The following is a 13932-nucleotide window of genomic DNA, read 5'->3' as shown; positions in this document are numbered from 1 at the left end:
GGCCGAGAGCGGGAGGAGTCGCCGGAGACCCGCCTTGACCGAGCGCGAAGCTCCTTGGCGCTTGAATGTACGCAGAGCGTCCGAGGGGGCATGATGGGTGCCGCATGACGACTCCCAACGAGATGGCAGCCGGGGAGGACGTGCCGGAGAGCACGGGCCCCATGGCCACATTGGCCGAGACGCTCGTCAGTGAGGATCTGCAGGACACGTACATCCTGTTGCTCGATGCGGGCGCCGGGCGAGGCGTGTCCTGGGCGAAGGACATGCCGCCCTCGTGCTACCTGGAGACGAACGTCACGGTAGCGGCGCAGCTTCGGGCGGGAGAGCTGCCCCCGCTGACCCTGGCCGAGCCGCTGACGATTCCCGAGGGCAGCACCCTGCGCTGGGAGGCCTCGGGCGAGGGGCAGGGCGCCACGGGCCGGCTCCATGAGGTGAGCCGGTTGGATTCACGGCTGATGCGCATCACCACCACGTCCATGCGCGGGCAGGTGGAGGACCCCTTCGCGGGCCTGGAGCCTCTGGGAGACACCGTGCAGGACAGCGTGATGCCGGTGCTGGAGCGCTCGCTGGGGCGGACGGCGGACCTGGACCTGGCGCGCGAGGGCACGCTGAGCGCCTACCAGCACTTCGTGAGCACCGGCGCCGTGCCGCTGGCGGACCCGGAGGGCGGGGTGCTGCGCTCGGGCCGGGTGGCCGTCTTCACGCAGCAGCGCGCGCCGGGCCAGGAGCTGGCCTTCCTGCGCCAGTTCAAGCGCCTGGATGCCGAGAGCGTGCTCAACGTGCAGTGGTCCGCCGAGTACGACGATGGGAGCGTGGAGGTGCGCGCCTCCGCCCGCTTCACCGGGCGGATGGTGCTCTGGCACGTCGTCATCGACTCGTCCGGGCAGCAGACGCAGGGCGACCTGTCCGTGGTGTTCAGCCACCTGGCGCCGGACACGGTGGCCGCCCTGGCGCGGGGCCTGCGAGGCGAGGCCGAGGGGCTGGAGGGGCGGTGGCACGCGGAGCTGCTGCTGGCGGACAAGGAAGTCATGCTGTGGAGAGACCTGGCGCGCATGCGGGTGTGCGAGCGCAACAACCTGGACCCGGACCGCTTCGAGCGCGAGGCGCACACGGAGGCGATGGAGCTGTGGGAGGGGGACGTGGGGCTGCAGACGCTGGCGCTCGCGCGGACTCCGGACGAGGTGGGGGACATGCTCGTGCGCCTGGGCAACACCGCCGAGTCCGCCGCCGAGTCCCTGGCGAGGCTCATGGTCGATCTGGGCGCGCCCCTGGAGGGAACGCTGCGCATCGCGCCGGCCCAGTCCACCTGAGCCTGCGGGGCAGGGAGCTGTCCGTGGACAACGCTCCGGAGGCGTGAGGCGCATTCCGGGAGTGGAAACCCGCTCGGGCCGTGCGATGTTCTGCGCCCTATGAGCAAGCGCGACAAGTCGCCCTCCGAGCTGGTTGCCGCCGCCGAGGCCCTGGACTCCCAGCTCACCCGCTTCGAGTCCCTGGCGGACCAGTTCCACAAGACTCCGCTGAACTCCGAGAAGAGCCTGGAGCGCGCCTCGAAGCTGCTGCGCGACGTGGCCGAGCAGGACCAGGTGCTCAACGCCAGCGTCAGCGCCCTGGTGGCGGCGGTGACGGGGGCCAGGGATCGCCAGCAGAAGCACGCCGAGGCCGTCAACGCCCGCGCGCAGGAGCTGCAGCAGCGCGCGGAGACCTTCAAGTCGCTGCTGGAGCGCTACGGAGCGCTGGGGCAGAGCGCCGCGGAGCTCAACCAGCGCATGCAGGAGTTCGCCGCGCAGCGCGCCAAGGCCCAGACGCCCGAGCAGAACGTGGAGATCCTCGGCACCCTGGACGCGCTCAACGAGCGGATGGGGCAGGTGGCCGAGGAGGCCCAGTCCGTCACCCAGCTCGCCGACGAGCAGGACTTCTCGGATGTGGGGCGGCAGGCGGACTCGCTGCGCCAGCAGCTGCTGTCGGCGCGCAACAAGCTGAACCTGCTGCGCAAGGGGCTCGCTCCGGCCTGAGCGGCGCCCCGGCGTCAGCTCAAGTAGGTGGGCGCGAAGGCGGTCGGATCCTCGATGGGCCGGCGCCCCGAGAAGCCCGTGTTCAGCTCGTGCCAGTGGGCCACGGCCGGCTCTCCGTAGCGCCAGCACAGGTACACGGTGCGTCCCCCCAGCTGGGCGTGGAAGTCTACCAGGCCGTCGGCGGCCTTCACCTCGATGCCCATGTCCTCGAGCTGCTTCAGCTCGAAGCGGATCTGTTCGATCAATCCCTCATGCTGCTCGTGGAGCAGCTCGCTGTGCGCGTCGCGAGTGCCCTGGCTCCGGAGCGTCTCCAGCTCCTTGGCGATCTTCTGCACCTTCGCCACCCAGGGGCGGACCTGGTCGAAGACGCGGTTCAGCATGGGGATGAGTCGGTTGGCCTCTTCCACTCCGAAATAGCGCATCGCTCCCAGAGCATGCAGCGGGCTCTGCCCCGGAGGCCAATGAGTTGCGCCGGGACGTGACGCGGAGTTCATCTTTCTCCCGGGTTTCTCCGCCGCCAGGGAAGGCTGGGCTGATCAGCCGCGCAGGAGCGAGCGCAGGTGCTCGTGCTGCCACCGCAGGGCCGCGTCGAGCAACGGGAAGGCACGCTCGCGCTCGAGGAACCCCGGCGAGTGCGAGGACGGACAGCTCCCCGGCTCCTCGGGGAAGAGCTGGTGCAGCATCGCGTGGAAGACGACGGCGTCCACGACGAAGGCGGGGACATGGGGTTGATCCAGCGCGGGGTGGACTCGGATCTCCCGCAGCCGCTCGTCGTAGATGGCGAGGCGGATCGTCTTGCGCTGCTTCCGGCCAGGGCGGCGCGCCCAGCCGATGTCCGCCTGGATGCGGCCGTCGAAGTGCGTGGTGTTGAGGCGCTCGAGGATGGCGCGCAGCTCGAAGCACTGGCCGCGGGCCTTCAGCGGAGCGCCGGGCCGGCGCGTTCGCCGCACCCGGGCCCGCTGCTCGCGGGTGTACTCCTCCAGCACGGCGCGGGCGCGGGCATGGCCCTGGCCTACGAAGACGGCGATGGCGCGGACCACCTCGTCCGGCGCGTCGAGGAAGAGGTGGTGGACGCGCAGGCGCAGGGCGTTGGGGTGGCGGCGGAAGCTGACCAGGGTCGCGCGGTTGTCCGTGAGGGTGAGGTGGATGGGCAGCTTCAGCAGCGTGGACAGCCGGTGGGCCAGCTCGGCGGCCCGGGGCAGGGTGTCGGCTCGGGCCGGGAGGGGACGCCGCTCGCCTGGAGAGGGAGCGGGCGCAGGGGATTGGGGCGAGCGAGGGCGTTCGGGCTCGGGGTGGGAAGCCCCCGGCCCGTCGAACAGGGTGAGCTGCATGGGCGACCGCAAGCTCATGGACGGGAAGTTAAGTCCGCTCGCGGACGGTTCCCAGCCCCCTGGAGGCTGGGAGTCCACGGCCCGACGCTCAGAGCCCCAGGTACGCCAGCAGCGCGCCCAGGTCTTCGTCCGACAGGGCCTCACGGCTGTAGAGCGGCATGCTGCCACTAACCCCGAAGAACTGGCCGTGCCGCACCTTCTCGATGACGACGAGCTGATGGGGCACGCCGGGGAAGACCGAGTCGTACTCGTTGGTGATGTCCGGGAGGAGGGAGGCCAGCTGCGTCAGCCGCCCTTTTCCCGTGTGCGTCTCGCCGTGGCACGTCTGGCAGGCCGCGCGGTATACCTCGGCGCCGCGGGTCTTGTCGCCTCGGGGCACGTCTCCAATGTCCTTCACCACGGTGAGGGGCAGCGCGTCGGCCTGAGCGTCCGGGCTGATCCGGACGAGGTACTCGTACAGAGCGCGAGACTTGGGGTCCTCCTGCGTCAGCGGAGACACGCCGCGCATGAAGTTCACGTAGCAGAAGTTCACCGCGTCCAGCAGGTTCGTCTCGTAGCCACCCCACCAGCTCGGGCGCGAGGCCACGTCGTGCAGCGAGTACCCCGCGCGGAGGTGTCCGGCCTCGGGCGTGGCGGTGGTGGCGTGGCACGTGGCGCACGAGAAGCTGTTGAACTGGCTGTCCGACAGGCGCGAGTCCTGGAACAGCTCTTCGCCGAAGTCGGCCGCCGAGGTGGATCCGCCACAGCCCGCCGCCAGCAGCCCCGCGGTCAGCAGTGCCCACCTCATGGCTGCCTCCGCACCAGGGTCACCGAGTCCGGGAAGATGCCCACCTGAACCGTCTTCACCACCTTCTTCTCCGCCAGATCCACGACGTGGAACGTGCCGGGCCCGATGTGGTCGCCCTCGCAGACCGCGAGCAGATACCGCTCGTCCGGTGTCAGCGAGACTTGATGGACGTTGAGGCAGCCACTGGGCTCCAGGGGCATCTTCCCCTGGACGCGGGAGGTCGCGGGATCAATGACGGCGATCGCATCTTCACTCTGGTATGGCATGTAGAGGGTTTTGCCGTCGGCGGTGAAGGCCCCGAACATGGGCGCCCCTGTCAGATCTGGAGGCCCCACGGTCCGGGTCGGATCCATGGTGAGCGACGCCGGGTCGAGATACTGCACGGAGCGGCTCGCCAGGGAGCTGACCCACACCGCGCCCGTGGTGGGCGAGACGGTGAGCGCATAGGGCTCGTTCGTGGGGGCCACGGCAGTGCCGGCGTTGGCGGCCACCTTCACGCGCGTCACCGGGTGGCTCGGCTGTGTCAGGTCCACGATGGCCACTTCATCGGACCAGCAGGCGATGTACGCGCGGCGCTCGTCCGCGGACAGGCGCACCGCGTGAGGCGCCGGGCACACTGGCACCATCTCCTTGAGCGTCATCGTCTCCGCGTCGATGATGGCCAGACGCGAGTACATCTCCTGCTCGGTCCCACCGCGCTTGGCGACAGTGGCGATCTTCACCAGGTCGAAATGCGTCTGGTACAGCGTGCGCCCGTCCTTGCTGATGATGACGTCGCCAGGGTTGGGGTCCACGCGCACCGAGCCGACGAGCCTGTTGGTGGTGGAGTCCAGCTTGAGGCAGTAGCCGTCCGCCGTGCCCGAGCCGTGGTTGCCATGGGGCCCCGAGCCGGAGCCGGGCACGTAGTTGGAGATGCCCACGTAATAGAAGGCGCCGTCGGGCGAGGCCGCGCTGTGGTGAGGCCCCTCCTGCTCCACGGGGTTGAGCCCCACGGGGATGCGCGCCAGCTCCTTCCAGTCCGCCGAGCCCACCGTGTCCAGGTCCAGCAGGCTGAGGGTGTCATCCAGGTTGTTGGTGATGACGAGCCGCCCAGCGGGACCGATGGGCGGCAGCGGTGCGGGCGAGGGCCAGGCCTGATCGGTTCCGTACTCCAGCTCCGGCACCGTGAGGGGACCGGTGTCCTTGCCACTGCACGCTCCGAGGGTCAGGGGCGCCAGCGCGGCCAACAGCAGTCGAGCGCGCATCATGGCAGAGCGGCCGCCCGGCGGAACGTGCGTGGCGTCTCCAGCCGATAGGGCCCCTCCTTGAGCCGGTTCTCCTGAAGGTAGGCGCTCGTCACCTGGAGGGAGAGGTTCTGGCCGTTGGCTCCCGCCACCTGGTTCCACGAGGCCGCGTCCATCTGCCACGACAGCTCCGAGGTGAGCACCTCGATGGGGCACTCGCTCCCCGGCACCGTCAACTGCACCAGATAGATGTCTCCCGTGAAGGGAGGCAGGTGGGCCTCGGCGGTGGGCACCAGCAGCTCTTCGAGCCACGCCAGCGGGCCACGAGAGGACCGGCGAGATGCCCGAGCAAGCCGGCTCGGCGTGTCGCGCTCCAGCGAGGCGCGCAGCGGCGACGTCCACGAGAGCTGCGGCGGCGGCGAGCTGGCGGCGAGGGTCTCCCCCTCGGCCGGGGACATCACCGTCACGGCCCGCGAGGAGTCCATGGGCTTTGTCTGAGAGTCCACCATCGTCATCCACGCCTCGTCCGTGGCGGAGCCGCCATAGAGGGGCTCGCCACACTTCGACGTCGGCTCTTCGGCTTTGCCGCAGGCGGTGCTCAGCAGCAGGAGCGCCGAGGCGCAGACGCTCCCAAGAATGCGTTGTCGTGGAGTCATGATCGATCAGGTTCTCGGAGATGGGCCTCGCCGGGAGCGGCGGCCCAGGGTGAGGGTGAGCAACAGGATTGCCGCGGGGACCAGGCCCGTGGTGGCGCTGCAACCCTTCTTCGGTGGGGGCAGCGGCTCGCCTGGGTCCGAGGTGCCAGCGTCCGGCGGTGAGTCCACCCCGCCATCGCCGTAGGTGGGCGCACCGAGGATCGCCGCGAGCTGCGGCCAGCGCGAAGGGCAGAGCTCCTGGACGGGAGTCCCCGCCGGGCAGACGTGCGAGCCCTGGATGCTGCTGAGGCCGACGATGGGCTCCCAGGTGGTGCCCTCGTCGTGGCTGAGCCCCAGGGCCCAGTCGTGGACCCAGTTCGAGCCGCAGCCATAGAGGAGAGCTCCCACGCGCAGCGCGCAGGCGTTGCCGTTGGGCAGTGGCAGCTCGGCGAAAGGTTCGTCTCCCCGTCCGCGGTACATGTGGACCGGAGTGGAGACCCACACGGTGCGGCCATCCGCCGAGGCCTCCGCGCCGACGATGACATCCGCCGTCTGCATGGCCTGCGTCAGGGTGGCGCCGCCGTCCGTGCTCTTGAGGAGGTAGCTGAAGCCCTGCGCGGACACCCGAGCCCAGACCACCTCCGGCAAGATGTCGCTCACCAGGAGCAGGTTGAGATCATACGGGCGCTGGAACTGGGGCAGCGGCTGGGGCAGGCGGGTCCACGTCTGGCCCCCGTCATTACTACGGTCGAAGAACATCATCCCCGCCGAGTCCTGGCCGGAGGCGTAGATCCGCTGCGGATCCGAAGGCGCGATGCGGATGGCGGAGTACCGGACGTCCAGGCTCAGCACCGTGACGGCCGTCCAGGTCTCTCCTCCATCCTCCGAGCGGAAGATGCCGTTGGCCACGGAGGGCTTGCCCGTGGTGGCGTACATGATGCGCTCGTCGGTGGGGTGCACGGCGAGGTTGGTGACCCACGTGTCCTTGAAGAAGGGGTGCGTGTTCCACGTGCAGGCTCCATCGCTCGAGCGGATCAGCGCGCTGCCCGTGGCGGCCAGCAACGGTCCTCCCGTCAGCCAGAAGTAGCGCTCCGGGCGCCAGGCGCCGATGCCCATGCCCTCGGGGCACAGCCACCGCCACGTCTGCCCGTGGTCTCGCGAGATGACCGCGCCGAACGTGGAGCCCGAGATGAAGTCCTCGCTGCTCCCACGGCGGAGGCTGAGGTTGCTCGTCTCGGGCAGGCCCCCATGGGCCAGCGCGGGCAGGGCTCGCAACGTCAGCAGCACCAGCAGCAGCCTCCAGCAAGGAGTGGGGGGAGTCTTCATCTCGGTGGGCTCCGGGCAGGGGGCGTGCCTCGCACGATAGCGCCCGGGTTTGCCTCGCACGCGAGGCTGGCTCCCCTTCGGCGGTGAAGCGATGTGGCTTTTTGCCGCATCGAGCGCCTGGGGCCGGCACGGACGCTCAGATGCCTGAGGGAGGGGCTCGACGCAGAGTGTCGAATGTGAGACAGCCCCGGCGCGGCTCCAGGGAACGATGGGCGGGGGAGCGGTGTGGTAGTTTGGTGCACCTCCCGTCGAGCCGATCGAGGGCCCAACTCGGGACGAAGCACGTCGCCAGACAGGTTGAGGCGGTATAGGAATACGGCATGGAGCAATCCTCGGCGGGGTCCAACAAGGTGGGTGAGAGCGGGCAGCCGGGCGCTGCGGGCGGGAGCGCCTACCAGGTGGTGCAGTGGCTGGCCACGCGCGACGAGGTGGAGACGGCCGTTCAGCTCTACGAGGACATGAGCGCGGCCCAGCGCGAGCGGCTGCTGAAGGAAGCCGCCAACGCCTCGGTGGAGGAGCGCAAGGGCCTGGTGGAGGTGCTGCGCAAGGCGCGCGACTTCAACGGGGCGGCCCGGCTGCTGCTGGGCTTCGGCTCGGACGCGGATGCGGCGGCGCTGTTCGAGCAGGGCGGCAATCAGGTGGAGGCCGCCGAGGCGTACTTCCGCGCTGGGGACATCGCCAAGGCGGCGGCGGCGCTGGAGCGCGGCGGCGCGCTGGAGCGGGCGCTGGAGCTGTACCGCGGGCTGGGCGCACGCGAGTCCATGGCGCAGTGCCTGGCGCGGCTCGGCCGGCCCCTGGAGGCGGCGGCGGTCTACCGCGAGCTGGGCAACGTGCACGCGGAGGTGGAGGCGCTGTGCGGGGTGCCGGTGGATGATCCGCGGCACCTGGAGTCCGTGCTGCGCATCTGCACCCTGCTGGACAACGAGGGGCAGCCGCGGCGGGCGCTGGCGCTGCTGGTGGACACGCTGCGCGGCTCGGAGGAGGCGCGCAAGGATCCGGCGGTGCTGGCCGAGCAGGCCCGGCTGCTGCGGCGCGTGGGCCGGGACGCGGAGGCGGACGAGGTGCTGGCGCAGCTGCCGGGAGTGTCCAACGGGGTCTCCTCCGTGCCGCCGGTGGCACGGGTGACGCCAGCCACCAGCGGCTACGGCTACCTCAAGGCCATCCCCATCTTTGGCGAGCTGTCGCTGGAAGACATGAAGGATCTGTACCGGGTGGCACAGCAGGTGCTCATCCCCGAGGGGGCCACGGTGCTGGAGAAGGGCGCGCAGGGCACGGGGCTGTTCGTGCTGCTGGAGGGCACGGTGGACGTGTTCAGCGGCGCCGAGCCGGACGCCAAGCGGCTCAACACGCTGGGGCCAGGGGCGTACCTGGGGGAGATCTCTCTCATCCAGGACGGGCCCACGTCGGCGCACGTGCGCGCGCGCACGGCGGTGCGGGCGCTGCGCATCACCCGCGCGGGCTTCCAGCACTACCTGGACACGCACGAGAGTGCGGCGCTGCGCATCTATCGGCTCTTCACGCGAAACCTGGCGGCTCGGGTGCGCGCGCTGAGCGCTTGAGGACTGGATCGGGAGATGATGGACGCGCTCCAGCGGAGCAAGGAGAAGGCCGCGCGGCTGCTCGCGCTGGATCAGCTCGAAGCGGCCTTGGCGGAGTACGAGCAGGTGGTGAAGGCCTCGCCGGATGATGGGGCAAGCCACCAGCGGGTGGCCGAGCTGCGCGAGCGGCTCGGGCGCCGGGCGGAGGCCGTGACCGCGTACGAAGAGGCGGCGCTGGCGTGGGCCCGGGAAGGGCAACTGCTGCGCGGCATCGTCGCGTGCAAGGGGCTGCTGAAGCTGGAGCCAGGCCACGCCCGGACGCCCCGCTCGCTGGCGGACCTGTATGGCTGGCGTGGGCCGGGGCGCCATGGCGAGAGTCCTCCTCCCACGGGGGAGTTCCTCCCCGTGCCGGACGGACACGGTCCAGCGCATGGCATGCCGATGGTGCCGCTGTTCTCGAAGCTGGCGCGCGAGCCCTTCGCGGCGGTGGTGGAGGCGGTGGAGGTGCGCAGGCTCGCGGCGGGCCAATCGGTGGTGGAGGAGGGTGACCCGGGCGCGTCCATGTTCGCGCTGGTGGAGGGGCGGGTGGCGGTGGTGCGCCACCTCCAGGGCGGCGAGCAGCGCAGGGTGGGCCTGCTGACCGAGGGCTCCTTCTTCGGAGAGATGGCGTTGATCTCGGAGGGGCCGCGGCTGGCGAGCGTCATCACCACGGAGCCCGTGGTGCTCCTGGAGCTCACGCGGGAGCGGCTGGGCCAGGTGATGAAGAGCCACCCGGTGGTGGGGCAGGTGGTGCAGGCCTTCTACCGGGAGCGGATGGTGGAGAACCTGCTGCGCAGCAACCCGGTGTTCCTGCCGCTCAAGCCCGAGCAGAAGCAGGCCATCGCACGCGAGTTCGAGCTGCTGGAGCTCAAGCCGGGCGAGGTGGTGCTCGAGCAGGGGCAGCAGGGGGATGCGTTCTACCTGCTGCTGCGCGGGCGGTGCACGCCCTACCACGTGCAGGGGGACGGCAAGGAGAAGGCCTACCCGGGGCTGCGCGAGGGGGATGTGTTCGGGGAGATCTCCCTGCTGCTCGGCAAGCCGGTGACGGCGACGGTGCGCGCGGACATGGCCAGCGTGGTGCTGAAGCTGGACCGGGCCTCGTTCGAGCGGCTCATCCTCAGCCAGCCGGGCATGCGCGGCGCGCTGACGAAGGTCGGCACGGAGCGGCTCCAGCGGACAGCGCGGCTGCTCTCGGGGAAGGATCTCCTCGAGGGGGACTTGCGCGTCTGAGCCTCACCGCTCCCCGCCGCCGGGCGCTCAGGCGCTCTCGGTGGGGAGCGAGACGGGGTGCTCGCGGAGCCAGTCCTGGCAGCGGCGGATGCGCGCGGCGGCGGCGGGCAGCCCCATGTCCTCGAGGAGCTTGCGGTAGGGCTCGAAGTCCTCGGGAGCCCACACGGGCCTGGCCTTGATGTCGGCCAGCATCACCATCTCCTCGGCGGAGCGGCCCACGGCCTCCTGGCTGGCGGTGAAGAGCGCGGCCATGACCATGCGCGAGGGCTCGGCCTCGACGGCGATGGCGGCGTCGGTGAACCAGGCGCGGGCGGCCTCATCCAGCGTGGTGTCGCGAGCCTTCTGCCGCAGGCGCTCCAGCATGCCGGTGAGCAGCTCGGAGTCCAGCGCGCCCTTCACGGCGCGGATGAGGTTCTCGACGGCGGCGCGGCGCGTGGCGGGGCTGGAGGAGGTGGCCTTCACGGCCCTGAGCGGCTCCCAGAGGGCGCAGGTGAACCACAGCTCTTCTTCGGGGGCGAAGAGCGGCGGAGTCGCGGGCTCGCGCAGCTTCGCCTCGACGCGGGCCGAGCGCTCCTTGGCCTCGCGGGTGATGCGCTCGACGAGGCGCGGGTCGGACTGGACGTGTTGCAGCAGCGCGTCCACGTTGCCCTCGCGCGCCTTCTGCAGCGCCTCGAGCGCCTCGGGGGAGAGCTCGTCCTCGGCGAAGCGGGTGAGCGCCTCGAACTTGCTGGCGAGCTCCCGGTGGTGCGCGCACCACTCGCGGAACTGGACGTCGAAGACGACATCGAGGACGGGGATGTCCTCGGGGCGGAAGGAGTCCTTCTTGGCGGAGGGCGAGGCGAGCAGGGCGCCGACACACAGGGCCTGGCGGTCCTCGGGGGCGTGGCCGGACTCGGCGGCGCGCTGGAGCATGGCGACGCGGAACCCATCCAGGAAGGCGCGGGTGCCGAACTGACGCACGGCGCCCACGAGCAGCTCCCGGTGGGCCTGGGCGGGATCCTTCTCGAGGGTGCCCGCCAGGGCCTCGATCGCCTGGGTGAGGTGGGCCTCGAAGGCGGCGGCCTCGAAGCGCAGGTTCGGAGCAGGCCCCCACTGGGTGAGGAGCACGCCGAGCCGGTCGAGCGCCCGGGACAGCTTGGAGACATCCGGGTCACCCAGCAGGGCCATGGCGGCCTGGAGATCGCCAGTGAGCGGGTGAGGCTGCGCGGGCGGGGGAGCGGCGCTCACGCGATCCTCGGCGGCATGACACGCCTTGTATTTCTTCCCGCTGCCACACGGGCAGGGATCATTCCGGCCGGGTTTGGAGCTCATGGCTTCACCCTACCGCCTTCCCTGGGTTTCCCAAGCGGGAGTCTCGTCTCAAGGACTCATCGTCCACAGTCTGGACGGTGCCGCACAGCGGGCCGTGCCGTCCGACGCGCGAGATGTGGCTGTGTGAGGGGTATGTGGCCCGGAAGCAAAGATCGTAAGTTGCGGTGATTGCGGGCGTTTCCTTGAGAGGGCCACGTTGCGGCCCAAGGAAGTACCGGAGGAGGAAGCTCCAGAGGACTCGGAGCCTCTCGACGGAACGCTTGCTGCATTGGGAAGGGCACCATGAACCGAAACCGAACTTCATCTCTGCTGGTGTTGCTGATTCTTTCGCTGGCCGGGTGCATCAGCCTGCCGGACATCGACCCGGGTGAGCCTGAAGCTCCTGATGTGGAGGAGCCACTCCCCGATTTGAGCGTGCGACTCCGGAGCCCGGAAGCGAAGACCTACACGAATAGAGCAGTAGAGGTGAGCGTGGAGGTAACGAACGGGACTCCGGAAGCGGTGGACGTGTTCGCGGGCGACGAGCTGTTGGCGACGCTGACGGGCCCCTACACGTTCCACTGGGACACGACAGCGAAGCCGGAAGGCAGCTATACGCTGAGGGCGACGGCGCGACGGGGCACGCAGACGTTCACCAGCGAGACGAGGGAAGTGGTGGTGGACCGGACGCCACCGCAAGTGGTGCTCCGCACCCCATCGCCCGGCGCGCAGGATGTGTCGGTGCGACAGGCTATTCGGATGACATTTTCCGAACCGATCAACGCGGGTTCTCTATCCGATACTACGGTTCACCTCTTGTTGCAGAGCGCTGGCGATCCAGTTGAACTGGCTAAGATGCTCTCGCTTTCCGAGGATGGCGCTGAGTTGACCGTTATCCCTGGCTCTAGGCCGAGCGCTCCGAATGAGTTGTCCATTACTTTAGGAGCGCTAGCAGATCGCGCAGGGAATCTGTTTTCAAACTCTTCTGCATGGAGTTGGGACTATCCCGTATGGCTGCCTGTAGGAGGGGCATTGAGTGCTCTGCCCGAGGACGGAGGGATTACGACCACTCCAGCGGAGTCCCCCGCGCTTGCGCTGGACGGGCAGGGGAAGCCTACAGTGGCTTGGCTGGAGAGGCTTCCCAATCGGACTGATTCCAGTCAGGCGAGCGCCTTTGTCCAGCGGTGGAATGGAACGGCTTGGGAATCTCTTGGGGGAGCGGTTCTTGACTCAAGTACAATTTCTTTCGCGGGCCCTCCCACGCTTGAGGTGGACGGTGCGAATCGTGTGGTAGTCGGCGCGTACAATATCGTCGGGCCCTATGTGTTCATTGCGGCATGGGAAGGTCATTGGCAGGAACTGGGGCGTCTGACTAATGGCGCTGGTGGTTCCATCAAGAGCAAGCCCAGCCTGCAATTTGATGATACAGAAAGCCCACTGGTTGTTTGGTCTCAGGATGATGGCTCGCCCTATCAGTATCCGCCTCCAACATCCAATATTTACGTTGATCAATGGAGCGGCACCCAGTGGAACGCTGTAGAGCAGCTGCGCGCATATCCACAGCAAGGGACAGGGGCTGTAGGGGCCGTCCTGAAGATTGGGAGTGCGAATCAAACGGTCGTCGCATGTAGTGAGTTCGACGGGACAACTGCAAGTATCTATGTCAGCCGCCGCTCCGCAGAAGGATGGAGTTCTGTCGGAAGCCCTTTGAGTGCAATGGCTGGGGCGACATCTGCGCAGCAACCCAGTCTTCAGCTGGATGCGGCTGGGAATCCAGTGGTGGCGTGGAAGGAGTTTAATGAAGGTGCAAATTCAAGCAATCTTTACGTAAGCCGCTGGACTGGTGTTGCTTGGGAGGCAGTCGGAGATAGGGTGAACTTGGATTCCGGAATTGCTCAGGCGGATGATCCGGTCCTGGCGGTAGATGCTTCTGGCAATCCAATTGTTGCCTGGGTGGGTAACGATGGGAACACGACCAACATCTATGTTCATCGCTGGATTCAGGGGCATTGGGAACAACAGGGTGGTGCCCTGAGTGCCAATCCAGGCAAGACGGGGGCTGCGCACCCTTCTCTTCGAATCGACCCCGAGGGAGTACCCGTTGTGGCGTGGGATGAAGCGGATGGTCCATCGTCGAGTAGTCAGACGCGGAACGTGTACGTGTACCGACTCAATCGATAGTCGGCGCTTGTAAACGCCCACAAGAAAGCCCGGGTCCCTCTTGGCGAGGAACCCGGGCTCTGAACAGCGTGAGTCATGGGCGAGGGACGGGGCGCTCAGGCTCCGTCCCAGCGCTCAGGCGCTCACTTCATGCTGTAGCCGATGGTGAGGCCCATGACGTGGGCCGTGCCGTCGTAGAAGCCCTCGAAGCCAGAGGCCGTGCTCGTCGTCTTGTGCAGCAGGACGAACTGGTAGCCCAGGTCCGCCCGGATGGGCTCGAAGTTGAACCCCAGGCCCACCGAGGCGCTGTAGCGATCGAAGTCCGGCAGATCCGGCGTCAGCGTCTCCGCCGGAGTCGGGG

The 13932-nt window shown here is 68.8% G+C and carries 12 protein-coding genes and 1 pseudogene; 5 read left to right on the top strand and 8 right to left on the bottom strand.

What is annotated here, in order from left to right:
• Positions 1-104 precede the first annotated feature (104 nt).
• Together ACJ8AT_RS29475 and ACJ8AT_RS29470 are read left to right on the top strand one after the other, a co-directional pair.
• On the top strand, positions 105-1310 hold the full coding sequence (locus ACJ8AT_RS29475) for a hypothetical protein (protein WP_407741255.1): 1206 nt from the start codon (positions 105-107) through the stop codon (positions 1308-1310).
• 99 nt (positions 1311-1409) lie between these two features.
• Positions 1410-2012: a hypothetical protein gene (locus ACJ8AT_RS29470; RefSeq protein WP_407741254.1), complete on the top strand. Its 603-nt coding sequence runs from the start codon at positions 1410-1412 to the stop codon at positions 2010-2012.
• 14 nt (positions 2013-2026) lie between these two features.
• On the opposite strand, the gene ACJ8AT_RS29465 is transcribed toward ACJ8AT_RS29470, so the two are convergent.
• From ACJ8AT_RS29465 to ACJ8AT_RS29440, 6 genes are all read right to left on the bottom strand, one after another.
• Complete coding sequence (locus ACJ8AT_RS29465; RefSeq protein WP_407741253.1) at positions 2027-2392, bottom strand: DUF2203 domain-containing protein; 366 nt, start codon at positions 2390-2392, stop codon at positions 2027-2029.
• Positions 2393-2548: 156 nt separating this feature from the next.
• Complete coding sequence (locus ACJ8AT_RS29460; protein WP_407741252.1) at positions 2549-3361, bottom strand: hypothetical protein; 813 nt, start codon at positions 3359-3361, stop codon at positions 2549-2551.
• 70 nt (positions 3362-3431) lie between these two features.
• On the bottom strand, positions 3432-4130 hold the full coding sequence (locus tag ACJ8AT_RS29455; RefSeq protein ID WP_407741251.1) for a c-type cytochrome: 699 nt from the start codon (positions 4128-4130) through the stop codon (positions 3432-3434).
• Positions 4127-5377 carry a YncE family protein gene (locus tag ACJ8AT_RS29450; RefSeq protein WP_407741250.1) on the bottom strand — a complete coding sequence of 417 codons (1251 nt, stop codon included), beginning with the start codon at positions 5375-5377 and terminating at the stop codon, positions 4127-4129. The genes ACJ8AT_RS29455 and ACJ8AT_RS29450 overlap by 4 nt, the downstream gene beginning before the upstream one ends.
• Entirely contained in the window at positions 5374-6009 is a 636-nt protein-coding gene (locus ACJ8AT_RS29445; RefSeq protein WP_407741249.1) for a hypothetical protein, read from the bottom strand. Before ACJ8AT_RS29445 ends, ACJ8AT_RS29450 begins: the two co-directional genes overlap by 4 nt.
• A 6-nt stretch (positions 6010-6015) precedes the next feature.
• Positions 6016-7314, bottom strand: a complete 1299-nt coding sequence (locus ACJ8AT_RS29440; protein ID WP_407741248.1) for a WD40/YVTN/BNR-like repeat-containing protein — start codon at positions 7312-7314, stop codon at positions 6016-6018.
• 320 nt (positions 7315-7634) lie between these two features.
• On the opposite strand from ACJ8AT_RS29440, the gene ACJ8AT_RS29435 reads away from it, so the two are divergent.
• Together ACJ8AT_RS29435 and ACJ8AT_RS29430 are read left to right on the top strand one after the other, a co-directional pair.
• On the top strand, positions 7635-8873 hold the full coding sequence (locus tag ACJ8AT_RS29435; RefSeq protein ID WP_407741247.1) for a cyclic nucleotide-binding domain-containing protein: 1239 nt from the start codon (positions 7635-7637) through the stop codon (positions 8871-8873).
• A 15-nt stretch (positions 8874-8888) separates the two neighbouring features.
• Positions 8889-10121 (top strand): cyclic nucleotide-binding domain-containing protein, encoded by a 1233-nt coding sequence (locus tag ACJ8AT_RS29430; RefSeq protein ID WP_407741246.1) that lies wholly within the window; start codon positions 8889-8891, stop codon positions 10119-10121.
• Positions 10122-10148: 27 nt separating this feature from the next.
• Here the strand turns inward: ACJ8AT_RS29430 and ACJ8AT_RS29425 are convergent, their stop codons facing one another.
• Positions 10149-11432: a YecA family protein gene (locus tag ACJ8AT_RS29425; RefSeq protein WP_407741245.1), complete on the bottom strand. Its 1284-nt coding sequence runs from the start codon at positions 11430-11432 to the stop codon at positions 10149-10151.
• Between the two features lie 282 nt (positions 11433-11714).
• Between ACJ8AT_RS29425 and ACJ8AT_RS29420 the strand changes: the two genes are divergently transcribed.
• Positions 11715-13592, top strand: coding sequence for an Ig-like domain-containing protein (locus tag ACJ8AT_RS29420; protein WP_407741244.1), 1878 nt, complete (start codon positions 11715-11717; stop codon positions 13590-13592).
• A gap of 122 nt (positions 13593-13714) precedes the next feature.
• Here ACJ8AT_RS29420 and ACJ8AT_RS29415 read toward each other — a convergent pair.
• Positions 13715-13932: pseudogene (locus ACJ8AT_RS29415) on the bottom strand (transporter); the annotation flags it as partial.

This window comes from Hyalangium sp. (assembly GCF_045802625.1).
Taxonomy (GTDB): domain Bacteria; phylum Myxococcota; class Myxococcia; order Myxococcales; family Myxococcaceae; genus Hyalangium.
The sequence above is the reverse complement of the archived record's forward strand: the minus strand, read 5'-3'. Positions and strand labels throughout refer to the sequence as shown.